The organism is Ekhidna sp. (assembly GCF_965212185.1).
Classification (GTDB): Bacteria; Bacteroidota; Bacteroidia; order Cytophagales; family Cyclobacteriaceae; genus Ekhidna.
On sequence record NZ_OZ243102.1, the window covers coordinates 970,416 to 996,023 of the forward strand.

The following is a 25,608-nucleotide window of genomic DNA, read 5'->3' on the forward strand; positions in this document are numbered from 1 at the left end:
TTAGAATTAAATCATCCCATCCTTAGAAAACCCCTCTATATCGAATAGCTTATTATACAGGCCTTAATAGCTCTTTATTGAGCTATTTTTGAAGTTAGTCCAGTTTAAGTCAACCCCCGTAGTTATGAGTTTATCGAAGAGAATTTACCTAGCTGTTTCTGCTGTTGTTTTTCTATTGATTTCAGGAACACTCTCTGCCCAGCAATTTTCAGCTGGTGTCAATACTGAAACACCTAACCCCAATGCTGTACTTCATTTGGTGGCACCAAATGGGAATCAAGGGTTACTAATACCGAGTCTTACTACTGCAGAAAGAAATTCCATGAGTCTCTCTGCAGTAGATAATGGATTGTTGGTGTTTGATAGCGAGGAAAACGCATTTTATTTCTGGGTAGACCCAAATTGGGTTTTGACCACCAATACAGATAATCAGGATTTGGCCAATGTTTTGAGCCAAGGAGCCGATGCTGGAAATAATGTAATTCAAAATGTTTCGGATCCAGTTAATCCACAGGATGTTGCTACAAAAAATTATGTCGACAATCAGGGAGATTCAGATGATCAGGATTTAGAACTGACTGGAACTACTTTATCTCTAACCAACGATCCGACTTCAATAGATCTAACGCCGTTTCTTGATAACACGGATAATCAAAACCTATCTAGCGTGCTTGCTTCCGGGAATGATGCAGGTGCTATTGCTATTACTAACCTACCAACTCCAACAAATCCGGCAGATGCTGCAACCAAGAGTTATGTGGACAGCAATGCTGGGCTTACCGCAGTTACCAGTGCTGATATTGTAGATGGAGAAATTGCCAATGCAGACATCAATGCTGGGGCCAATATCTCCTGGAGTAAAATAGACAAAACGGGAGCTAATGTGAGTGAGTTCACGAATGACTTGGGTTTTATAGACAATGCTGCAAATCCTACGGCATTTGACGTATCAGGTAGCTTTGGTACTGGTCTTCAAGTAGATCAAGTAGGTGGAGCCACAGCTGTGGATATTGCAGCAGCATCAGCTATTGTAAATGGTAACCCAAATTTAGATTTAGACAGTACGGATGATCTTGACTTATCAACTACCCCAAATGCTGCTGGTGATATTGTTGGTGATTTTGGTACGGGGTTGTTTGTAGATTTTGTTGGTGGTGCAAATGCATCAGATATCGCAGGTGCCACTGCAACAGTTCTTGGTAATCCAAATTTGGATTTGGACAGCACGGATGATTTAGACTTAACCTCTGTGCCAAATGCAGCCGGTGATATCAGTGGCGATTTTGGTGGAGGATTAATTATAGACGCAAATGCAGTAACAAGCACAGAAATTCAAGATGGATCAATTGTGGATGCTGATGTTAGTGACGTTGGTGCTAGTAAAATAACTTATGATAACACAACTTCATTATTAACAGCCATCGATGCACAAGCTGCTATTGATGAAATCGATGCGACGATCGATGCAGGCGATTTAACCGATGATCAGACAGGAGCAGAAGTTACTTTCAATAATGTAGCTTCTGGTTTAACAGCTACTGATGTTCAGGGAGCGATAGATGAAATTGACGCAACAGTTGATGGAATAGGAGCACCAACTGCTGCAACAACTACTTTTAACAATGTAGCCTCAGGTTTAACCGCTACGGATGTGCAGGGTGCGATAGATGAGATCGATGCAACGATTGATGCTGGTGATTTAACGGATGATCAGACAGGTGCAGAAGTAACATTCAATAATGTAGCTTCTGGTTTGACTGCCACCGATGTTCAAGGGGCCATAGACGAGATTGATGCGACGATTGATGCAGGAGATTTGACGGATGATCAGACAGGCGCAGAAGTAACATTCAATAATGTAGCTTCTGGTTTGACTGCCACCGATGTTCAAGGGGCCATAGACGAGATTGATGCGACGATTGATGCAGGAGATTTGACCGATGATCAGACAGGGGCAGAAGTAACATTCAACAATGTAGCCTCCGGTTTGACTGCTACGGATGTTCAGGGAGCTATTGATGAAATCGATGCGACAGTTGATGGAATAGGAGCACCAACTGCTGCAACAACTACTTTTAACAATGTAGCCTCCGGTTTGACTGCTACAGACGTACAGGGAGCTATAGATGAGATTGACGCAACGATCGATGCAGGCGATTTGACCGATGATCAGACAGGTGCAGAAGTAACATTCAACAATGTAGCTTCAGGCTTAACTGCTACTGACGTACAGGGAGCTATTGATGAGATTGACGCAACGATCGATGCAGGCGATTTGACCGATGACCAGACTGGCGCAGAAGTAACATTCAACAATGTAGCCTCTGGTTTGACTGCTACTGACGTACAGGGAGCTATTGATGAGATTGACGCAACGATCGATGCAGGCGATTTAACGGATGATCAGACAGGAGCAGAAGTTACTTTCAATAATGTAGCCTCAGGTTTGACCGCTACGGATGTGCAGGGAGCTATTGATGAAATCGATGCGACAGTTGATGGAATAGGAGCACCAACTGCTGCAACAACTACTTTTAACAATGTAGCCTCCGGTTTGACTGCTACAGACGTACAGGGAGCTATAGATGAGATTGACGCAACGATCGATGCAGGCGATTTGACCGATGATCAGACAGGTGCAGAAGTAACATTCAACAATGTAGCTTCAGGCTTAACTGCTACAGACGTACAGGGAGCTATTGATGAGATTGACGCAACGATCGATGCAGGCGATTTGACCGATGACCAGACTGGCGCAGAAGTAACATTCAACAATGTAGCCTCTGGTTTGACTGCTACTGATGTTCAAGGGGCCATAGACGAGATTGATGCGACGATTGATGCAGGAGATTTGACGGATGATCAGACAGGCGCAGAAGTAACATTCAATAATGTAGCTTCAGGCTTAACAGCTACAGATGTTCAAGGGGCCATAGACGAGATTGATGCGACGATTGATGCAGGAGATTTGACCGATGATCAGACAGGTGCAGAAGTAACATTCAACAATGTAGCTTCAGGCTTAACTGCTACAGACGTACAGGGAGCTATTGATGAGATTGACGCAACGATCGATGCAGGCGATTTGACCGATGACCAGACTGGCGCAGAAGTAACATTCAACAATGTAGCCTCTGGTTTGACTGCTACTGATGTTCAAGGGGCCATAGACGAGATTGATGCGACGATTGATGCAGGCGATTTGACTGATGATCAGACAGGGGCAGAAGTCACTTTCAATAATGTAGCCTCCGGTTTAACAGCTACTGATGTACAAGCTGCTATTGATGAGATAGATGGGACAGTTGATGGCTTAGGAACTGCTGCATCAACCACTTTTAACAACGTGGCATCAGGCTTAACAGCTACAGATGTGCAGGGAGCTATTGATGAGATTGACGCAACGATCGATGCTGGCGATTTGACTGATGATCAGACAGGCGCAGAAGTAACCTTTAATAATGTAGCCTCCGGTTTGACTGCTACGGATGTGCAGGGAGCGATAGATGAGATTGACGCAACGATCGATGCTGGCGATTTGACCGATGACCAAACTGGCGCTGAAGTAACCTTTAATAATGTAGCCTCAGGTTTGACTGCTACAGACGTGCAGGGAGCTATTGATGAGATTGACGCAACGATCGATGCAGGCGATTTGACTGATGACCAGACAGGTGCAGAAGTAACCTTTAACAATGTAGCCTCCGGTTTAACAGCTACGGATGTACAAGCTGCTATTGATGAGATAGATGGGACAGTTGATGGCTTAGGAACTGCTGCATCAACCACTTTTAACAACGTGGCATCAGGCTTAACAGCTACAGATGTGCAGGGAGCTATTGATGAGATTGACGCAACGATCGATGCAGGCGATTTAACCGATGACCAGACAGGCGCTGAAGTAACCTTTAATAATGTAGCCTCCGGTTTGACTGCTACGGATGTGCAGGGAGCTATAGATGAGATTGACGCAACGATCGATGCAGGCGATTTAACCGATGACCAGACAGGCGCTGAAGTAACATTCAACAATGTAGCCTCCGGTTTAACAGCTACGGATGTACAAGCTGCTATTGATGAGATTGATGCAACGATAGATGCAGGTGATTTAACCGATGACCAGACAGGTGCAGAAGTTACTTTCAATAATGTAGCTTCTGGTTTAACAGCTACCGACGTACAGGGAGCTATTGATGAGATTGATGGGACTGTTGACGCTCTTTCTGTTATACCACCTACAACAGATGCCCAGATTATTGTGTCAAATGGAACAACACCAACAGCGGTTACGATGAGTGGTGATGTAACGATTGACAATGCAGGCTTAACAACGATTGGAGCGAATGCCGTAGGCGATGCTCAAGTAGAGGATAATATCACAATTAACACAGCAGACAACCAATTTTCTTTATTCGATGATATAAATACAGCCAATTTCGCAACGTTTGAATTGACAGGTCTTACAGCCTCACAAACTTATACCTTACCGGATGCGAGTGGTGAAATTGCTTTAGTAGGAGCAGCTGTAGGGGATGCTGAGGTAGCAGATAACATCACCATCAACACACCAGATACCCAATTCACTTTGTTTGATGATATAAATACAGCCAACACAGCGACTTTAGAGTTGACAGGGTTGACAGCTCCGCAGACATATAATTTACCAGATGCGAGTGGTACGCTCTCATTGACCACAACACCTGCACCGGATCTTGTCGCTGGAGGATCGGTGGTTTCAGATTCAGAGGTTGATGACAACATTACAGTCACTACAGCAGACAACCAATTTTCTTTATTTGATGATATAAATACAGCCAATTTCGCAACGTTTGAATTGACAGGTCTTACAGCCTCACAAACTTATACCTTACCGGATGCGAGTGGTGAAATTGCTTTAGTAGGAGCAGCTGTAGGGGATGCTGAGGTAGCAGATAACATCACCATCAACACACCAGATACCCAATTCACTTTGTTTGATGATATAAATACAGCCAACACAGCGACTTTAGAGTTGACAGGGTTGACAGCTCCGCAGACATATAATTTACCAGATGCGAGTGGTACGCTCTCATTGACCACAACACCTGCACCGGATCTTGTCGCTGGAGGATCGGTGGTTTCAGATTCAGAGGTTGATGACAACATTACAGTCACTACAGCAGACAACCAATTTTCTTTATTTGATGATATAAATACAGCCAATTTCGCAACGTTTGAATTGACAGGTCTTACAGCCTCACAAACCTATACCTTACCGGATGCGAGTGGTGAAATTGCTTTAGTAGGAGCAGCTGTAGGGGATGCTGAGGTAGCAGATAACATCACCATCAACACACCAGATACCCAATTCACTTTGTTTGATGATATAAATACAGCCAACACAGCGACTTTAGAGTTGACAGGGTTGACAGCTCCGCAGACATATAATTTACCAGATGCGAGTGGTACGCTCTCATTGACCACAACACCTGCACCGGATCTTGTCGCTGGAGGATCGGTGGTTTCAGATTCAGAGGTTGATGACAACATTACAGTCACTACAGCAGACAACCAATTTTCTTTATTTGATGATATAAATACAGCCAATTTCGCAACGTTTGAATTGACAGGTCTTACAGCCTCACAAACCTATACCTTACCGGATGCGAGTGGTGAAATTGCTTTAGTAGGAGCAGCTGTAGGGGATGCTGAGGTAGCAGATAACATCACCATCAACACACCAGATACCCAATTCACTTTGTTTGATGATATAAATACAGCCAACACAGCGACTTTAGAGTTGACAGGGTTGACAGCTCCGCAGACATATAATTTACCAGATGCAAGTGGTACCCTTGCTTTAGATGGTGCAGCACCTAATTTCCAAATGGGCTTTGTGGAAGATGCTAACTCTGCAGTATTTGGTGCAGGAACAATTCTACCAGTCCCAGCAGGAAAAGTGATTCAGGTAATTGATGATGGAATTGGTGGTGGAGGTATGGTAGCTGCAGCCACATTCAACAATGATTTAATCAATAATAGAGCAACATTGGCACTAGCCTCCGCGCGAGGTAATACCGGAGGACCTGCGGCCGTTCAGGGTGGTGATGTTATAGGTGAAATCGTTTTTAACGGACACTATGGGGGAGCATTAACCAACTTTGATAAAGGAGCCGGTATTGAAGCTGTAGCAGCTAATAATTGGACTGCAGGTAATACGGGTGCAGATTTAATTTTCATAACATCGCCAGCAACCGCTTCAGTACCAACCGAACGTATGAGAATTACTGAATCCGGAGGAGTTGGTATTGGTACAGGAACACCTGTTTATGACCTACATGTTTATAATACTTTAGATCAGGCAAAAACAATTACCGTAGATGCACAGGGGACTCAAACTGGTCAGCTAGGAGCATTCATACTTCAAACGCTTGGAGACGGTTCAACTTTAGTAGATCAAATAGGAACCAATGGCTGGATGATCCAGGGTTATGGTGATGCCTTTTCTGATGCTACCAGACAAAATGATTTGTCGTTTGGGTATTTTCAAGGAAATGTAGAAACTTCTAGTATTCTTCACTTAGATGGCAGTGGAACAGTTGGTATCGGTACTGGTGATCCGTTAGCTCCGCTGCAAATAGGGGATAATCTCGGTTTTGCACACTTTGAGAATGCAACTGAAGGTATTAATGGTGAAGCCATTACCAATAACCTTTACCCTGACTATTCGAATATCATTGATAATGCCCTGGTTAGGATGAATGCTGATTCTTCATCAATGATTTTCATGGATGATGGGTCAATCAGCTTTATGAGGATAGCCAAACAAGGCGATGCTGGAGCTGGAGTGAATGTTGACCTTACAAATACCAGTACAGAACTTTCTTCATGGATGGAACTGAACGACGATGGATCGGTGCAAATCTCTGGAGGTGAAGGAAATATAATTGTGAATGACGGTTCAAATGTTGCTATAAAAGCAGGCGATGGATTTGGGGGAGGAAATGGAAATGGAGGTCTATTAACTCTCCAGCCTGGTATGGGAACAGGTACCGGAAATGATGGATTGATAATAGCTGATGGCGATTTACAAGTGGCCAACGGCAGGTCTTTGGTTCTGGAAGATGGTGCAGCTTCAGATGCTGTTGGATTTAGAGCTCCATCAACTGTTACCACCGGTGTGATTTGGGAATTGCCTAATGGAGATGGAACCGGAGGTCAAGTTTTGTCAACCGATGGAGGGGGTATTCTTTCATGGATAACACCAGGCAGTAGTGCTCCATATCCATTTTTTGAAGATCCTAATACGTTTGTTGTTGGTTCCACTTTTGGTCCTGATCCAATCTTTGGTGGTAACGACTACCAATTAGGGGTGGTTTCTGGTTCTGGTTTAGGAAAAGCATTTTTATCTGCCCATACTTATGGAGGTGGAGCTGAATTAAGATTATCAAGAACCAACGGTAGTCAGGGTGGTGAATCCCCAGTCCTTTTGGGAGAAGATATCGGAGAAATAGCGTTTACGGGACGTGAAGCAAACGCAGGAAATTATCCAGTTCCAGCCTCTATAAGGGCTGTAGCTACTGATAACTATAATGATCTATCAACTTTAGGTACAGATCTCGTTTTCACATCTACCATATCCGGAACTACTACAACCGTTGAAGCTATGCGAATTAATGGAGGGTTCATCGGAATCAATAACAATTCGCCAAATGTTGAGTTGGATGTAATTGGTAATGCAGAGATAACAGGGAACCTGGATATTGGTGCAGGAAATATTGTTTTAGCATCAGCAGGAGGAATTACAGCTACTGGACAGATCAACGCCAATGCATCCAGTGTTACAACAGCACAGTATCAAATTAGTGGTGTTACTGTAATTAATGGCTCAAGTGATTTCACTGCAAATTCTTTGGATGTTGGCTCAAGTTCTGCTTCAATAACTACTGGTGGGGATATAACTCATATTGGTAATTATGTAACTCCTCCAGCTACGGCTGTTGCAATGTCCTCGCTACCAGGTGCATTACCAGCTGGCAGAATTATTAGAGTTAATGCAGATGGAAACATTACCAATATTTTAGCGGGTGTTGATGGTCAGGAAATCGTACTAGTATGCGTAGTTGGAGGTCCTAATACAATAGGAACTGGTGGTAATGTAAAACTTCACCAAAATACAGCAATGCCAATGGTTGCAGGAGCATCCATTCATTTTGTTTGGATACAACAACTAGGAAATTGGGTAGAAATAGGTAGAGCCGAATAAAATAAGTATCATGAAATTATTTTTGTTTTCTTTCATTTGTTCACTAAGCCTGACTATTACAGGCCAATCCGTCAATTTTGGTGATTCTACTACCTTGTTTTTAGAAGATGGTACAGTTTTCTTCTTTGGAGGAAATACAGTTTTAGGAGGCTCACTCTCTAATTCAGGTACTTTAGTAAGTTACAGTGATATGGATCTTGGTGCTAATCAAGACATTGGAAACATAAAATTTATTGGTGATAATGATCAGATATTAGATGGAGGCACCATTGAGACCGGCGATTTTGTGGTAGACAAGCAAGGCAGTTTAATTCTCATGACTGCACAGATTACGGTCACAGGCGAGTTGCAAACAACTAATGGAGTGATTGAAACCCAAAAGGAAGATGATATTTTAGTAACCGGAACAACAATGGGAAGTGGTTTGGGATATGTTGAAGGAAAGTTATTTGGAATATCGAAGGGTACTCCTATTACTTTCCCAATGGGAGTAAACGGTTCTCCCAATTATATGACAATATCAAATTTACCTGAAAACACCAGGGTAAATGTGGAATGTATTATCCCAGATCAAAATACTTTATACCCTGATGATGAGATGATCGGAATTAGTGATGAAGTTGAATGGATAGTGAAAGTATCAGGAGCTTCTGTTGAAGCTCAGATTCAGGTAAATTTTTCTGGTGTAGATCTTAATAATTTCACGAATGGAACAAATATTCGTTCTAGAGTTGAAAATCCAGGGCTTGTTCTTTTTTCAAAAGCGGATACATTATTTCATATCGTTGATGGAACGTTGGTAAACAACAGTACCGACAGGTCACAAGGAGAAATAACTTCCAATGATAATATTTTAATCACCGGTGAAGGAAGCAGGTTAGCGATAGCGCTGATACCAAGCATTGACAGACCAAGGATTTTTGTACCAAATGCCTTTTCACCTGGCTCAATGATGGAAGAGAATCAGCTTTTCCGGGTATTCTATGCTGGTGCTATAGTTACAAGTATTGACATTCAGCTTTATGATTCCTTCAATAAGCTAGTTTTTAGTACCAGCGAGAGTGGGGATAACCTGGATTTATCCAACTATGGATGGAATGGAGTTTTAAATTCCGGTCTTGATGCGCCGGAGGGTGTATATTATTATAAAGTGCAGCTAATTTCAGATGAAGAAGTGATAAATCAAACAGGATCAGTTCTATTAGTGAAATGAGAGCAAAAAGTATTGTTATCTGTTTATTCTTAATTAGCACTATTAGCTTTTCTTTTGGACAGGAGGGACAGTTTTCTCAATACTTTGCAAGCTCTACTTTATTAAATCCTGCTTTTACTGGAGCCATTCCAAATATGTCCTTCAATTCTAATTTTAAAAGAGGTGGTTCACAAAGTCATGATTCTTTTCTTGAACTAATGCAAGTAACCTTTACCTATCCACTAAAACGCACAACAAGTAAGGATTATCAATTTGGTGGAGTAGGACTTACCTTTTTTCAAGAAAGAAGGGGATTTGAGGGTGTTTACAATTCAAAAAAAATATTACTTACTGGGGCATACGCTATCAGGTTAAGTCGTCTTACCAATCAATCCATCGTATTTGGATTGCAGGGAGGGGTCGTTGATCACAGGATTGATGATTCCCGATTACGGTGGGGATCTCAATTCAATAGATTTTACGGGTTTGATGATACCTTGGGTGGAGAAAATATTGGCTCAGACCCACTTATTTATCCTACATTCAATTTTGGAGTTGTTTACTCTGCTTTTGACAATGAAAATAGATATGTCAGGGATAAAAGTTTAATGATTGGACTAAGTATAGATAATTTAAATCGGCCTAATGTTTCTTTTGGTGGGAATCAAGATGCAAGAAAAAGCTATTTATTAAAGGCATTCAGCTCTGCCAAGCTAGCTGTATCTCCTCGCTGGTATATGCATCCTTCTACTTTTATTCTCTATTCCCAGGGTAATGAGCAAATCAACGTAGGACTTTACATGTCTACAATTGTAAGTTCACCAAGAGCGAAAACAGGTGTCGAACTTCAATTTGGTTCTTGGTATAGGATAGAGGATTCAATTATTGTCTTGGCTGGATTTCAGGTGGAGAATTTGAGATTGGGCTTTAGCTTTGATCTCAACACGCAATCTTTTGATATTAATGAAGAATCAGGAGGTAGCCTTCCTACTTATGAAGTTTCATTAACTTATAACCTTGATTTAACTACTCCGCTAAGAAATATTTCAAGTCCAATATTTTAATATGAGGAATGCTTTCGTTGCATCATTACTAATTTCAATAGCCACTGGAGTATTTGCTCAGTCCGTTCCCCGGCTAATGAGAATGGCAGATGAGCGCTATCTAAATGACCAATATGAGGTTGCCATTGAGTTCTATAAGAAAGTAGTTGGTCTTGATGAGAATAATCATTTAGCGAGATTTCGATTAGGTGAGTGTTTTAACCGAACGCTTCAATATGAAAAGGCCAAGGATGTATTTGTTCAATTAAGCAATACGCCAAATCAGGAATATAGGGCAAGGTCTATGTATAGCTATGCCAGCTTGCTTAAACAAGAAAGTCGGTTTGAAGAGGCAGACTCCATATACTCATTTCTTATTTCTATTCCAGAAGCAGAACCATACCTGGTTGAATTATCACGAAAACAACGTGAAGGATGTCAGCTTGCATTAAGACAAAAGAAAGCGGACCGTGGGTTTACTGTAAGTCCCATGGATGAAGTCAATTCACGTTTCCATGATTTTGGTGCTGTTATTAATCCTTCAAATGATTATTTGGTTTTTGCAACAACACGTAATCTGTCAGGTACTCAATACGAAGATTTACAGTATGAAGGATTACTTCCCGATCTGGTTGCATTCGAAAATAGAGGGAATGATCGTTGGAGGATAGCTTCCTCTGATCAAAGATTTTCAGATCTAAATTCAAAATGGGCTGAAGGTGCGGGTTCATTTACAAAAGATGGCCAATCGTTTTATTTCTCCTCTTGCCAGGGTGATAGTGCTTCTTGTCTTATTCTGGTGAGTTATCTCGAGAGCGAGAGATGGAGTACGCCTGTTCCATTGAATGCATACATCAATGAAGTTGGATCAGAAAATAAACATCCGTCAATATCTGCCACTGGAGATACCTTATTCTTTAGTTCCAATCGTACAGGCGGTTTTGGCGGTAGCGATATTTGGATGAGCCTGAAAGGACTTGAAAAAGAATCCTGGACTCCCGCAATTAACATGGGAGGAGTAATCAATACTCCAGAAAATGAAATTACTCCGTATTATTCGTCAGCTTTTGAGGGACTTTTGTTTTCCAGTGATGGACATGTAGGATATGGTGGGTACGACCTGTATGCAGCAAAAGGAGAATCTTTTTTTGAACCTGAAATTTATAATTTGGGAGACCCATTCAATTCAACATGGGATGATACATACTTTGCAATATCTGATACCGTAGGGTTTTTAGCTACAAATCGGGAGGATCATGAGATTCTAAATATTCATGGCTTCCCGGTAAGTAATGAACGTTTATTTTTATCACTTTTGATTTCCGGGGAATCACTGATTGATTCCCGGCTGGCATCTAAATTTAAGGATATCATGTCTCTGGATTTAGTTACTTTCAGAGTAGAAGATTACGCGGGATATGATTTATTTGAACCAATAAAGCCCTCAAAGCCTAGACCAAATATTTTAGAGGACGGAGTATCTTCAGGTGTTTCTACAGAGATTGCTTTTGAAAAAATATTCTTTAGCTATGGATCTTCCATTCTAAGGCCTGAATCAAAAGCTGCTCTAAATAGTCTATCTAAACAGCTTTCTAATAAGGCAATTGAATCAATCAATATACTGGCATTCACCGATAGTATTGGTCCCATAAAAGCAAATCTTAAGCTTAGCGAGAATCGCGGAAGGTCAGTAAAACAGCATCTAGTTTCTTTAGGAATCGATTCAACTTCAATAAATGTTCTGCCAAGAGGAGAATTACCTTCAGAAGGAAACAATGATCATTGGTTTAAAAGAATTTTGAAAAGGAGGGTAGAAATTATTGTTAAAGCCGATCAGTCCACCGAATTTGAAAAAGCCGCTCCATTCATCATTAGAAAAACGGCAAAGATCGATGATATAGCTAACGCAATTGGTGTTACTGTTAAACAGTTAAGAGATTGGAATGGTGAGATAAACAACATTTTGCATTCGGGAGAAACAATTAGGATCATGGAAAGTGAGGTAAAAGATACACCACTGAATTGGCTGGTTGGTGAAGATGATCTTCCACTTTTTGTATCAAGCGGTAGTGGGTGATCAACCTTTGGATACGAGAATATAGGCTCCCCAGTTAAATGGGTTTTTATCAACTTCCCTAAACTTTGCTCTTGCCTTAAAAAAAGCTTGCTGTGGGTCTTGTTGTTCCAATAATTCCTCGTAGTAAAGGTTCATGAATTTACGGGCTGCCTGATCATTGATCTTTACCAATGAAAGAATAATGTTTTGTGCTCCGGCCACCAAGAAAGATCGCTGCAAACCAAAGACTCCTTCGCCATTTTGAACCTTCCCAAGTCCTGTTTCACATGCAGCTAAAACAACAAGGTTTGTTTGATCCAAAACCAGATTCATTGCTTCATAGGCTGATAGAAGTCCATCATTTTCACTTGTTTGGTTTTTGCTTAAGAATAATCCTGAACTGTGCAATGGGTCAGTAAAGCTCGGGTCTTCAATAAAATACCCATGTGTTGCAATATGGATCACTCCAGGATTGGCAAAGCTTTTAATTCGATCTTCTGTTGCTTCCTGAAAATAAAACGTTTCAGTATCCCACCTTCTCACATCCAATATTTTGGTAATATCACCGGCTTCTCTCTCAGCCCCAGGTAGTTGTTTCATTGAATAACCTTCAATCTTTGAGAAGTCTGGGTTTCCAAATATTTTGGCCTCTCGTATGAAGACTTTTTCGTCACGATAGAGCAAATCTTTACCACTTGTGATATTGATAATATCATATTTATCCACCATGTAAGTATTGGTTGAATCATTATAGAAAACCACTGGATTCATTTTATGATAGATACCATCAGGAGATATGTATAGCTTGTTTACATCATTCAGATACTGATCAATTGGCTTCCAAAAAATACTATAGCTAAGCTTATCCTTCACTCCAAATTTTAGTGCATTTCTGTAAGTAGCAAACCCTTTTGTGAAATCTAAGGTAGGCAGCTTGACCGGTTGCAAAAGACTATCCTTTTTTATAATAAAACCTACATAATTAGACTCATCTTCAAAACCCTGATCTATTTTTTCATCTATCACCTCTACGGAATAGTCTCTATACTGAATAATATCTACCATTGCCGCACTATCCTCAAGCATATTACTTATTTCCGCCCAATGGTGATAGGTGGTCTTTTCTTGGTCAGCAAACACTTTAAATTTTCTGGACAGGTCTTTTTCCAAAGCAGCGCATTCCTCTTCGAGATGCGTTATCGAAATGCCTTTTTGCCTACGGTCTTCTTCAGTTAATAGATACGCCTGAGCTAAACTATATTTCTTTTCCCTCCAGGCATTATAATCTCTTTTAATTTTATCATCATCACTATTTTGAATGAGCTTCCTCATTTTTTCAGAAGCGTAAAACAAGATTCCTCTGGTATTTAAAAAGTGATTGAGTGCGTTTTCAGCATAGATGCTGTTGATATTTTCATCTTTGAAAGCAAGCGAACAAAATCGCTCGATGTTGTACCTGGTTTCGTCAAAGTAAAGTTTACGTTGATTATCTGTCAATACAGGAAAAATATCCTGCATGTGTTTGATTTCAGCATCTAAAGCATGATCGAATGACTCCATAGCTTTCTGAAAATCTTTGACGATCATGTAGTAAAGTCCAAGGTCATTTACCGTTTTGATGTACAATGGATGATAGTTGCCCAAAGTATTGGCTCTGATTCTCTTAGCTTCCTGTAAGAGCTTACCCGCTAATGAATAATTACCGAATTGAAGATATAAAAGGGCTACATTATTCAATGAAGTGGCGTAGTTCGCATGTTCGGTACCATAGATTACTTTATCCATATCCAGCACCTTCATGTACATATCCAGTGCTTTGGGGAGTTCTCCTTTCTCCTTAAGGATACTTGCTAAGTTGTTCAGACTACTTGCATAATCTGGATTCATGGAACCAAATAATTCAAGAAACCCGTCAGAGCTTTCTCTAAAACATTCCTCTGCCTTTTCAATGTCGCCTTGCCTTAAATAGATGTTGCCCAGATTATTGATCATATATGGGCGGATAGTTCGTATATCTCCAGCGACATCCAATGCTTGGTCAATGTATTGATTGGCAGATTTTAAGTCATTTAATCTGTAATAGAGTACACTAAGTCCATTGAGTGTTTCCAGCATCATGATCGGTTCATTTTCATATTTACTGGATTTTTTTTCGAGATTATGAAGAAGGTAGTTTTCAGAATCAGAGTACTCGCCTTGTTCGATTTTTAAAGCTGAAAGACGGTCAATCGCTCTGAAATATTGAATTTCATCTTTGCCTTTTGCCATTTCTATAGCCTTTATCAACTCTGCTTCACTTTGTTGAAGATCTCCGAAATGCCGATAAGTAGTCCCAAGTTCAATTTGCAATGAGATGGTGAGGGAGTCGTTAAAACCTCGTGCAGCTTTTAAGGCTTGATTTAATGACTGTAAGCTTTCTTCAAAATTCCCGACTTCACGATGATAAACACCTTGTCTATTGAAGAATCTAATCTGTGAATTAACGTCATTGCTATATGCAGACTCAGTAACTCTACCAGCCAAATCAAGAAATTCACCTGCTTCACCAAATCTTCCAAGCTCTTGATATAGGGCAGATATGTTATAGTAAAGTCCTAATAGGTCTCTGTGAATAGAGTCTTTATCAGCTACTTCCTGCTTGATTCCGTTTTTAAATGCTGTTAAACTTTTCTGTTTGTCATTAACCTCCCACAGGATGAGTCCTACGTTGTTATACATTCCGGCGATTCCTATCTCACTAAGACATTTAACAGAATCTAGATCCGTAAGCAATGAATTGGCATAAAACTTAGCTTTTAAGGGGTATGAGTACTTAAACCGATCTGCACTATCCAGCTTTTGCAAGCAGGACTGACTGTATGCTTGAAAATTTAATAAGAGAATGAATCCTATTGCCGCTATTCTGATCATGTGTATTCTCTGCATTCAAATAGAATTTAGCAAGGATATTAAAATATTAGCTTGTTGTTGATCCTTTTCCTATCAACTAAGACTCTTAAACGATGAACTTAACCTAAAATTCAATAATAGCATCGGCCTGATCTTTTAATCGTTTTAAATACGAATCGTCAGCAATTTTACTATTCTCCATTTTACCATTGATACGTATCAATTTCGGTTTTAATGCTAAAACGTGCATGCCTAGATAATTAAAGATATCAGTCAGGTGGCTCATAGCCATAACACCTCCTTGTATCCCAGAGGAGAGTCCTACTAAAGCACATTTTTTACCTTTCAGAGTACCGGGAAATTCCAAAGCGTCTAGAAATGTCTTCAAGATTCCAGGGAACGATCCATTATACTCAGGAACAATGAAAACAAACTTTTGGGCTTCTTTCATATGATCTCTTATCGGATTAAAATCAATATTTGTCCCTTGATTTTCATAAAGTGCTGACGAAATAAAATCAACAGGTAGTTTCTCTAAATCCACGAGTGTTGATTCCACACCTCTTTCTGCCAGTATCTCCTGATATTGAAGCGCAACTTGTTTTGAGATAGAATTCTTTCTATTAGTGCCGCTGATGATAGTTATCATAAAGGATTTTAAAATCAAAATTGTAGAAATGGACGCATATAAGAATATTTGCCCGATAATTGCGTTCTCTGATCTATTAAGATCGCAAAGAAAACACAAACCTGTAAACCAGAAGAACGAGTTTTAGTTCAATATGTCCATCATTGTAGATCATCTAACCAAAGTTTACGGCGAGCAAAAAGCGTTGGACAATATTTCTTTTGAGGCTGAAAAAGGGAAAATTACTGGTTTTCTTGGCCCAAATGGTGCAGGTAAATCCACTACCATGAAAATAGCTACAGGCTTCATTGGCCTTACGTCTGGAGCTGTTTATGTTGACGGTGTAGATGTCTCTTTGGAACCTTTGCAAGTCAAAAAGCTCACAGGGTATTTGCCAGAACACAATCCTTTGTATTTGGAAATGTTTGTTAAAGAATATCTGAGTTTCATTACTTCTTCTTACGGATTGAAGCATAAAAAGCAAAGAGTGACAGAGGTGATCGAAATGTGTGGGTTAGAAAGAGAGCAACATAAGAAGATTGGTGCCCTATCCAAAGGTTATCGTCAGCGTGTAGGTCTAGCACAAGCTTTAATTCATGATCCAAAGGTTTTGATTCTTGACGAACCGACCAGTGGATTAGACCCCAATCAGCTGGTAGAAATAAGAAAGGTTATTAAGGAAGCTAGCAAGGATAAAACAGTCATTTTATCTACTCATATCATGCAAGAAGTGGAGGCCCTATGTGATAAAGTAGTCATCATCAATAAAGGTAAGATTGTAGCTGATGATGAGGTCAGGAATCTCAAATCAATCAAATCCGATATGATTTCTTATAAGGTTGAATTTGAAAATGAAATTGATACCTCGTTGTTTGAAAAGGAAGGTTTGAAAACTTTGAAAATTGAAAGTAATGTTTATCAGTTTTCTTCAGCTAATGATCCTAGAAAAGTGATAATGAAGGTTGCAGGTGAACACGAAATGCCACTCATCAATATAACCAAGAATGAACAATCATTAGAAGGTGTATTTCAGGAACTGACAAAGGAGAAATGAGGAATGAAATCATTGCATATCGAAGCGACCTTAAAGCAAAAGCTAAGGAGCTAAGAAAGAATAGCACTCTTTCTGAGGTTTTACTTTGGCAAGAGATTAGAAAAAAACAATTGGGTTTCCAATTCCACAGACAGGTACCGATTCTTAAATATATAGTTGATTTTTATTGTCATGAATTGAAATTAGCAATAGAGGTAGATGGACATACTCATGAATGGAAGGTAAACTATGATATACAAAGGATATCTGAACTAGAATCAAAAGGAATTAGAATTCTTGTTTTTGATGATCTTGATGTTAAGAAAAACATTAATTGGGTAGTCAATGAAATTTGCATGAAGATTAATGAGGAATAAAAAGAACACCCCCCAAGCCCCCCTCAAGGGGGGAATCTTCAACGATAGAAAGATACCTTTAAATCAAGGAATTGTCCCCTTGAGGGGACTACAGGGGTGTCTTTAAAAAGTTTTGACCAATGATTACAATCCTAAAAAAAGAAATAAATGAATTCCTTGATTCTCTGATCGCTTATGTAGTGATTGGAATCTTTCTAATAGGAATTGGACTTTTGATGTGGGTCTTTCCGGACACGAACGTATTGGATTATGGGTACGCCAGTATGGAAACACTGTTTTCAATGGCACCCTATGTCTTCATGTTCCTGATACCAGCCATCACCATGAAATCATTTGCTGAGGAGAAAAGAAGTGGAACCATTGAATTACTATATACACTTCCATTTAGGGACATTGAGATTGTAACAGGTAAGTTTCTGGCAGGTTTTTTATTAGTTATTTTTTCTGTTTTACCTACGCTGGTTTATTATTTCTCACTCCATTACCTAGGGAATCCTGTCGGGAATCTGGATTCCGCAGGAATTATCGGATCTTATATCGGATTAATTCTGTTAGGGGGTATTTTCACATCTATAGGTGTACTTTCTTCCGCTTTAACAGGCAATCAAATAGTCTCCTTTATCCTTGCGGCATTTTTATGTTTTGCTTTTTATGCGGGCTTTGATTCAGTAGCATCTATAAACATCTGGACAGAAACTTCTTACGTCATTAGTCAGATTGGCATTTTATCCCATTACGAAACGTTGAGTAAAGGCTTAATTGATCTCAGTGATGTCGTTTATTTCTTATCAATGATCGTCTTGTTTTTGTATCTCACACGAATAGTTTTAAACGTTCAGAAAGGATGAGGGAGACCAGAAAAATTATCATTCTGCAATCGATAGTTGTCATACTATCTGTTTGGCTAGTAAATCAGCTTGCTAATAAATTTCGATTACAATTTGACCTGACGGAAGAAAAGAGGTACACCATTTCTGATGCTACAAAATCTCTGCTTCAATCACTAAATGAGGACGTATACTTTGAAGTTTATCTGGCGGGAGAGCTACCATCCAACTTTGAACGTTTTAAAAAATCGATCGGAGAGATGTTGGATCAATTTGTTATTGAAAGTAATAACCGAATCCAGTTCAAGTTCACTGATCCTGCACAGGCTACAAATCTTCAGGCTCGAAATCAGTTCTATCAATCATTGATTGACAAGGGAATTCAAGCCACCAATCTGAATTATAAAAATGCAGATGGTGACAAAATGGAAAAATTAATATTCCCAGGAGCTCTTGCCTCAAAGGGAATTAATGAAGTTCCAGTCAATCTTTTGAAGGGCAGTAGTGCAGCAGGACCAGAAGGTATTTTGAATCAAAGTATTGAAGGTTTGGAGTATGAGCTTGCTTCTTCAATTGCTCTGCTGATAGATGGAGGGACGAAAAGAGTCGCTTACATAACTGGACACGGATCACCAGACTCATTGGATATTGCAGGCTTTCGTAGTACGGTTTTATCAAAATTTGACCTCTTTAATGTTTCTCTTAGCGGAAGGAGTGAGTTAAGTGGATACGATGCGGTTGTCATTGGAAAACCTACAATGCCATTTAGTGAAAGAGAGAAATACCTTGTAGATCAGTACCTGATGAGAGGAGGTAATTTAATTTACTTCATTGATGCTTTGAGTGTTAATATGGATAGTGCATCAGGGGAGGGGACAGTAGCCATTCCATATGAAACCAATCTGACTGATCAACTATTCAAATACGGTGTTAGGATCAATCAGAATTATGTTCTGGATGTCAACAGTGGACAGTTCCCAGTGGTATCCGGAAATATTGGGAATCAGCCACAAATTCAAATGATTCCATGGCCTTTCTTTCCGGTTTTAACCAATTTCAGCAAGCATCCTTCTGTAAGAAATCTGGACGCCATTCTTGGCCGGTTTGTGTCAGAAATCGATACAGTAAAAGCTAAAGGAATTAGAAAGACACCATTGATTGATACAAGTCCTTATACAAAACTTCTTGGACCCCCTGTTAGGGTTGCTTTTAATGATTTAAGAGATGAATTGCAACCCGATAGATTTACTGACGGACCCAAAACTGTAGGTTATTTATTGGAAGGGAAATTCAATTCACTGTACGCAAATAGGCTTGTTCCTTCTGGTTTTAATAAGGATGATTTTATAGAAAATGGAGAACCAGGCAAAGTAATCGTAATCGGAGATGGAGACATCATTAGAAATGATTTAGATCCGGAGACTGGCGAACCGCTTGGTTTAGGAGTAGAGCCATTTACCAAAACCACATATGCAAATGAAGAGTTTGTTTTAAACCTTCTTGACTATATGGTGGATGAATCCGGTTTGATAGAAACAAGATCAAGAGAAGTCAAAATCCGCCCATTGGATAGAGTGAAAGTTCAGCAAGAGCGAACCAAGTGGCAGATCATCAATTTAGTTGCTCCAATTATTCTCATTCTAATGATAGGTGGAGCAAAGTGGTATTTCAGGAAAAAAACGTTTGTATCTAAGTGAGTAAATCAGCGAAATATACACTGGCGGCAGCTTTACTTTTGGGGATTAATCTGGCCATTTTTTTTACCGATTCCTCAAAAGATTCTAGCAATGAGATCAAGTATTTTCAATCGATCGATTTGACGGGTTTAACTTCTGTCATAATGATTGGTGCCGATGACACCACAAAAATTGATAGGTCACCACAAGGCTGGATTCTCAATGATCAATACGCGGCAGATGCGGGATTTGTAAACACGCTAATCTCTGTTCTTGAACGGGTGGAGACTAGCAGAACCATCGGTCAATGGGACGCTTCATTTGGAAAGGTTAAACTAACATTTGATTCAAATACTTCTTTTGAATTTGAATTTGATACAAACCCTACAAAAACAAAAACTTACTTTATAAATGATGGAATAGCGAAGGAAGTTGCAGTTCCAGGTTATAGAGATAACGTTGCTGACATACTCACGCTACATTCAGATCAATGGAGAGATCGTATGATCTTTGATGGAAGCTGGCGAACAATTCAACGACTAAGTGTGACTAAAAATCAAGGTGAAGATTTTGAGATTACATTCGATGACAAGTTTTTTCTTATCAATCAGAAATCTCCAGCTGATAGTTCTGCCATAGTGAATTACCTCAATCAATATCAGCAGTTTCAAGCCAACGAAATGATTTCAGTGGGAAGGTTTCCTGATCTGGATAGCATTTCTTCGATGCAGCCATTCGCTCAGATACAAATTGAGGATATTAAAAATGAAGAACCATTTGTGATGTCTATTTATCCAAGCATTAAAAATCAGCCGTATCATTTGGCGATAGATGCTTCAGGTCAAAGAATGGTTATTGACTCAAGAAGAGTCCAGCAAATTTTACAAAATCCTAACGATCTTAACTGATCTTATTTCAACTGTTTATCTCATAATTTGTGCTTAAATTAGCGTCCCGAAAATGGAGGCGTGAGCCTTTAATCACTAAGCTTTACAATACACATGAAATTCATAGTATCATCATCCTATCTTTTAAAGCAGCTATCGGCTATTAATGGCGTAATTACTACCAACCCGGTAGTGCCAATACTTGAGAATTTTCTTTTTGAAATCAATGATGGTAACCTGACAGTTACTGCCTCTGATTTGCAAACAAGTATGATTACCGAACTTCAGGTAGAAGCTAAAGAAGATGGCAGCATTGCTATTCCAGCTAAAATCCTTTTGGAGACATTAAGAAATTTACCTGAGCAACCTGTTACATTTTCGATTGACAGCAATACTTATAGCATTGAGATCAATTCTGATAATGGACGGTATAAGCTCGCTGGTGAGAATGCAACTGATTTCCCGAAAATACCAACAGTTTCTGATGGGTATTCAGTGAATATGTCGTCAGAGGTTTTAGGCAGAGCAATCAACAATACAATTTTTGCAACCTCCAATGATGAGTTAAGACCAGCAATGACTGGTGTTTTTGTTAAGTTGGATGAAACGAATACCACATTCGTTGCTACTGATAGTCATAGACTGATTCGATACAGAAGGGTAGATGTTGCTGCAGATATGAGTCACAGCATGATCATTCCTAGAAAGGCGTTGACATTGCTGAAAGCAACGCTCCCATCTGAACTAACGAATGTAAATGTAGAATTCAACGCTTCAAATGCATTCTTCAATTTCAATCAGGTGAAAATGATTTGTCGACTGATCGATGAACGTTTCCCGGATTACGAGAATGTAATTCCACTTGATAACAACAACAATGTGGTGGTTAAGAAAGATGAGCTTTTAAGTTCATTGAAGCGAATTGCTATTTATGCAAATAAGACCACACACCAGGTCAGACTTAAGATCACAGGAAGTGAATTGATGATTTCTGCGGAAGATCTTGATTTCTCAAATGAAGCGAATGAAAGGCTTTCTTGTGAGCACGATGGTGAAGATTTAGAAATTGGATTCAATGCTAAGTTCCTTGTTGAAATGCTAGGTAACATTGATTCAGATGAAATTACATTAAAGCTGAGTGCTCCTAATAAAGCGGGTATCATTACTCCTAATGAGAAAGATGAGGAAGAAGATATTCTGATGCTTGTAATGCCAGTAATGCTGAATAATCAGGTTTAAGCCCATTCATTAAAATGAAATTGAAAAGCGACAAATAAGTTTGTCGCTTTTTTTATTCTTCACTTTCCAGATCTCTGACCATTCGCTTTAAGCGCTTGATTTTTCTTCCATAGATCAAGTGTACCAATAAATGCATTAGGCCGCCTACCACTGCTACGATTAATGTTGAGAATCCAATGGCTATGATCCATTGTTTAGTTGTCTGTAATCCTGAAAGTGCTTCCTGATTTTCAGGAGCAACAAAACCATAAATGAGACCAAAAATCATAGAGAACCATATAACAACTTTATAATGAAGCAAAAAGAATCTGAGGTAGCCGTATACTTTCTTGAGGCTATGGATTACGTTACCGTCGTAATTAAATCGATTTATTTGCCTAATTAGAAATTGATAATAGATGAAATATATGATTGTTACTCCAACATAAATACCAATGTACCAAGTAGGTTCTTCCTTTCTGATTAGGTAGGGAATAATAATAGGAAGTAATATGAGATTCATCCAAAACTCTATCCACAGCACCACTTTGATCCAATACATCGTGGTTTTGGTGCCCTTCTTTTCCAGTGTTTCGATCAGAAAAGTAGAAACGTCTGTACTCTTTTTGCTTTTCTTCCAGACTGATTGTATGTCAAACTCTTCAGACATTGATAATATCTTTTAATTTCTCCTTAAGTCTGCTCACTTTTACTCCCACGTTACTAACCGTTATACCAAGAATCTCACTCATTTCTTTATAGCTTTTGTCTTCCAGATATAGCAGTATAATTGCTCTTTCTGATTCCTTTAGTTTTCTAATTCCCTGATATAGCTTTTCAATTTGTTCTTTTTCAGGATTTGACTCTTCAGGAGAGTCAGCACGCCATTCCAAGGGTACCGTTTCAACTTTTCTTTTAAGCTTCTTAGAATGCGAAAGACATACATTTAATGTCACGCGATAGACCCAAGTAGAAAGCTGCGAATTACCTTGAAACGATTTGTGCGATCGCCACAATTGTAGTGTCACCTCTTGTACCAGATCTTTTAACGATTCCTCATCACGTGCATATGCTCTACATAAATGCATGATAATGGACATCTGTTCTTCTACGTACTTTTTAAAGAAATCTTCCGACACGTTTGGGTGTTAGTTGTTGAAATTCCTAATTTATTTCATTTAACCAAAAAAAAGTTTGATTGCTAATTGATCACTTCAAACTTGCGTGTTATTTCATTGCCAGCTTCGTCCACAATAGTTACAGTATGAAACCCTTTATCGGCAGATATCGCCATTTGATGTGTGTTGGTAGTGATCCCCAAAAATTCATCGTCTAGGTGCCAGTAGAGGATACTATTCCTATCTTCATGCGCTGCTTCGAAAATGGCTTTACCCCTAAAACCATCTTGCTCCACTGGAATATAAACTTTAGTAAACTGAGTTGGGTATATCAGATCAAAAATTTCGTTATCACCAGATGTGCTACAGCCTTCTTTATATGGAGGTAATTTTTGATAGCTTGGATGATACTTTTTGTAATACCAGGATTGCACTGGTGGTAACACAAACCACGATATATTTTCCATCTGAGATACACTATAACAGCTGCTATTGACTTGATGGGACATATCAGAATCTAAATGAACAATCTGGTGATAGGTGCATTTAGGTCCATTTAGCATGTAATCAGCAAGCTGAATAGGGATTTTGTTTTCACATATCGCAGAAGCAAGCATTCCGCTTTCTTTACAGATTAATTCTTCACTTCCAAAACCTTCATTATCAACAACATCTCCATCCACCAGATCAAACAATTCAAAAAGCAAAGGTGCAGCAGTTTTAATTCCCGTTAACCCTGCTCTACCTTCACCATCTGAGTTACCTATCCACACTCCAATCAAGTATTTATTATTCAAACCGATAGCCCAGGCATCTCTAAATCCATAGCTGGTACCTGTTTTCCAACTGATAGGTCTTGCAGATCCAAAAAACTCCCAACCTGACTCTTCTTCAGGTCGCTTGACTTCTTGAAGCACTTTCAACGTTTGGTCAATGGAAGGCACTCTTAAGTAACCATCCGATCCGATTTTTTCTTTTGAATCTTTGTCAACTTTCAAGTAAGTATTTGATGCATAATCAAGCTCACTGTAACCATTATTTAATGGTCTGTTCATGAAGTTCATTCTAGCTCTGGCCATTCCTGAATAAACATTAGCTATTTCCCATAAGGTTGTTTCAGCACCTCCTAAAATGATGGATAGGCCATAATGACCTGCTGGCTTATCAAATGACTTAAATCCCATTTGAACAAGTTTATGATGAAATTTTTCGTATCCATATTCGATGAGCAAGTGAACAAATGGAACATTTAAACTACTCGTTAATGCTTGATTGGCAGGTACTGCACCTCTATATTCTTTATCAAAATTTTTAGGTGCAAAACCTCTATAGAATAATGGAATATCTGGGAGTAATTGGGTAGGAGTGATCAGTCCATCATCAAGTGATGCCGCATACAATATGGGTTTCAAAAGACTTCCAGGACTTCTGCGTGCTGTGATAATATCTACATGCTGACCATGATCCCCAGGATTATCGGTATTGCCAATATATGCTTTTGTTTCTCCAGATTTAATATCTATAATAATTGCAGCAGCATTGTTGATCTGATTTTTGGCCATCTCAGAACTATATCTCTTGACTATGCTGAGGGCCCGAGTTTGTAGTGTAGGACTTAAACTGCTGTGAATCTTAGTTCCACTGCCATTTTCTCGGATAGATCTATGCAGTAAATGATATGCTTTATTTGGTAGTGGTTTCAAGGAGGATGGTAGTGGTTCCTGTTTTACCAAAAAAAGATCATCTTCAGAAATCAATCCCCGTTCGTTCATCTTGTCAAGAAGAAAGTCACGTTTTGAAATAAGTAAATCATCATTTTTCCCAGGAAATATAGATGCAGGACTATTTGGTAGGATGGCTAGTGTTGCAGTTTCTGCCCATGAAAGTAGGTGAGGTGGTCTTCCATAATACCTCCAGGAGGCGGCATTGATCCCGACAATGTTTCCTCCGAATGGGGCATGGTCAGCATATATTTTAAGAATTTCATTTTTAGAATAAATAAGATCCAGCTTTATGGAGGCTAGAATCTCAACTAATTTTTGAGCATAGGATCTTGATTGATTGCCATAGGCCATACGCATGGTCTGCATGGTCAAAGTACTTCCTCCGCTTACGATTTCACCTGCTTCCACATTTTGCCAAACGGCTCTAAACAAAGAAATAGGATTTACTCCAGGATGATAATGAAAGTATTCATCCTCAAAAAGAAGAATAGCTTTATTGAATTTAAAAGGAATGGAATCCGAGGGAGGAAATCTCCATTGCTCATCTGCGGCTATTTGGGCACTTAACAACGTCTCATCTTCAGCAGTGAGTATAGTGGAATAAACAGGTGGAAATAATGGATTAGGTAAAGGAATCAGCAGAATAAGCAATAGGAAGATGGCTGGGATAGCAGCCATCTTCAAATACTTATTCT

15 protein-coding genes are annotated in these 25,608 nt (G+C 39.4%); 10 read left to right on the forward strand and 5 right to left on the reverse strand.

What is annotated here, in order from left to right; all coding sequences use genetic code 11:
- The first annotated feature begins 124 nt into the window (after positions 1-124).
- Genes ACOMC3_RS04415 through ACOMC3_RS04430 form a run of 4 tightly spaced genes read left to right on the forward strand, consistent with a single transcriptional unit; the run spans position 125 to position 12,557 of the window.
- Entirely contained in the window at positions 125-8,245 is an 8,121-nt protein-coding gene (locus ACOMC3_RS04415) for a hypothetical protein (protein ID WP_420318318.1), read from the forward strand.
- A gap of 10 nt (positions 8,246-8,255) precedes the next feature.
- Entirely contained in the window at positions 8,256-9,458 is a 1,203-nt protein-coding gene (locus ACOMC3_RS04420; RefSeq protein ID WP_420318319.1) for a hypothetical protein, read from the forward strand.
- Positions 9,455-10,501 carry a PorP/SprF family type IX secretion system membrane protein gene (locus ACOMC3_RS04425; RefSeq protein ID WP_420318320.1) on the forward strand — a complete coding sequence of 349 codons (1,047 nt, stop codon included), beginning with the start codon at positions 9,455-9,457 and terminating at the stop codon, positions 10,499-10,501. The genes ACOMC3_RS04420 and ACOMC3_RS04425 overlap by 4 nt, the downstream gene beginning before the upstream one ends.
- A 1-nt stretch (position 10,502) precedes the next feature.
- Positions 10,503-12,557: an OmpA family protein gene (locus ACOMC3_RS04430; protein ID WP_420318321.1), complete on the forward strand. Its 2,055-nt coding sequence runs from the start codon at positions 10,503-10,505 to the stop codon at positions 12,555-12,557.
- Here the strand turns inward: ACOMC3_RS04430 and ACOMC3_RS04435 are convergent, their stop codons facing one another.
- Together ACOMC3_RS04435 and ACOMC3_RS04440 are read right to left on the reverse strand one after the other, a co-directional pair.
- Positions 12,558-15,461, reverse strand: coding sequence for a CHAT domain-containing protein (locus ACOMC3_RS04435; protein ID WP_420318322.1), 2,904 nt, complete (start codon positions 15,459-15,461; stop codon positions 12,558-12,560). It lies immediately after the preceding gene.
- A gap of 88 nt (positions 15,462-15,549) precedes the next feature.
- Positions 15,550-16,074, reverse strand: coding sequence for an NADPH-dependent FMN reductase (locus tag ACOMC3_RS04440; RefSeq protein ID WP_420318323.1), 525 nt, complete (start codon positions 16,072-16,074; stop codon positions 15,550-15,552).
- Positions 16,075-16,207: 133 nt separating this feature from the next.
- Between ACOMC3_RS04440 and gldA the strand changes: the two genes are divergently transcribed.
- The 6 genes from gldA (at position 16,208) to dnaN (ending at position 22,092) form a co-directional block, all read left to right on the forward strand.
- Positions 16,208-17,107: a gliding motility-associated ABC transporter ATP-binding subunit GldA gene (gene gldA, locus ACOMC3_RS04445; RefSeq protein WP_420318324.1), complete on the forward strand. Its 900-nt coding sequence runs from the start codon at positions 16,208-16,210 to the stop codon at positions 17,105-17,107.
- Positions 17,104-17,463 (forward strand): endonuclease domain-containing protein, encoded by a 360-nt coding sequence (locus ACOMC3_RS04450; RefSeq protein WP_420318325.1) that lies wholly within the window; start codon positions 17,104-17,106, stop codon positions 17,461-17,463. Before gldA ends, ACOMC3_RS04450 begins: the two co-directional genes overlap by 4 nt.
- Positions 17,464-17,582: 119 nt before the next feature.
- Complete coding sequence (gene gldF / locus ACOMC3_RS04455; protein WP_420318326.1) at positions 17,583-18,311, forward strand: gliding motility-associated ABC transporter permease subunit GldF; 729 nt, start codon at positions 17,583-17,585, stop codon at positions 18,309-18,311.
- The gene (gldG, locus tag ACOMC3_RS04460) at positions 18,308-19,987 is read left to right on the forward strand and encodes a gliding motility-associated ABC transporter substrate-binding protein GldG (protein ID WP_420318327.1); all 1,680 of its coding nucleotides are present in this window, start codon (positions 18,308-18,310) and stop codon (positions 19,985-19,987) included. The genes gldF and gldG overlap by 4 nt, the downstream gene beginning before the upstream one ends.
- Entirely contained in the window at positions 19,984-20,874 is an 891-nt protein-coding gene (locus tag ACOMC3_RS04465) for a hypothetical protein (protein ID WP_420318328.1), read from the forward strand. Before gldG ends, ACOMC3_RS04465 begins: the two co-directional genes overlap by 4 nt.
- Before the next feature lie 93 nt (positions 20,875-20,967).
- Complete coding sequence (dnaN, locus tag ACOMC3_RS04470; protein WP_420318329.1) at positions 20,968-22,092, forward strand: DNA polymerase III subunit beta; 1,125 nt, start codon at positions 20,968-20,970, stop codon at positions 22,090-22,092.
- 52 nt (positions 22,093-22,144) lie between these two features.
- Here dnaN and ACOMC3_RS04475 read toward each other — a convergent pair whose 3' ends face one another.
- From ACOMC3_RS04475 to pbpC, 3 genes are all read right to left on the reverse strand, one after another.
- Complete coding sequence (locus ACOMC3_RS04475) at positions 22,145-22,741, reverse strand: hypothetical protein (protein WP_420318330.1); 597 nt, start codon at positions 22,739-22,741, stop codon at positions 22,145-22,147.
- Positions 22,734-23,210 carry an RNA polymerase sigma factor gene (locus ACOMC3_RS04480; RefSeq protein ID WP_420318331.1) on the reverse strand — a complete coding sequence of 159 codons (477 nt, stop codon included), beginning with the start codon at positions 23,208-23,210 and terminating at the stop codon, positions 22,734-22,736. Before ACOMC3_RS04480 ends, ACOMC3_RS04475 begins: the two co-directional genes overlap by 8 nt.
- A 62-nt stretch (positions 23,211-23,272) precedes the next feature.
- On the reverse strand, positions 23,273-25,591 hold the full coding sequence (pbpC, locus tag ACOMC3_RS04485) for a penicillin-binding protein 1C (RefSeq protein WP_420318332.1): 2,319 nt from the start codon (positions 25,589-25,591) through the stop codon (positions 23,273-23,275).
- Between the last annotated feature and the right edge of the window lie 17 nt (positions 25,592-25,608).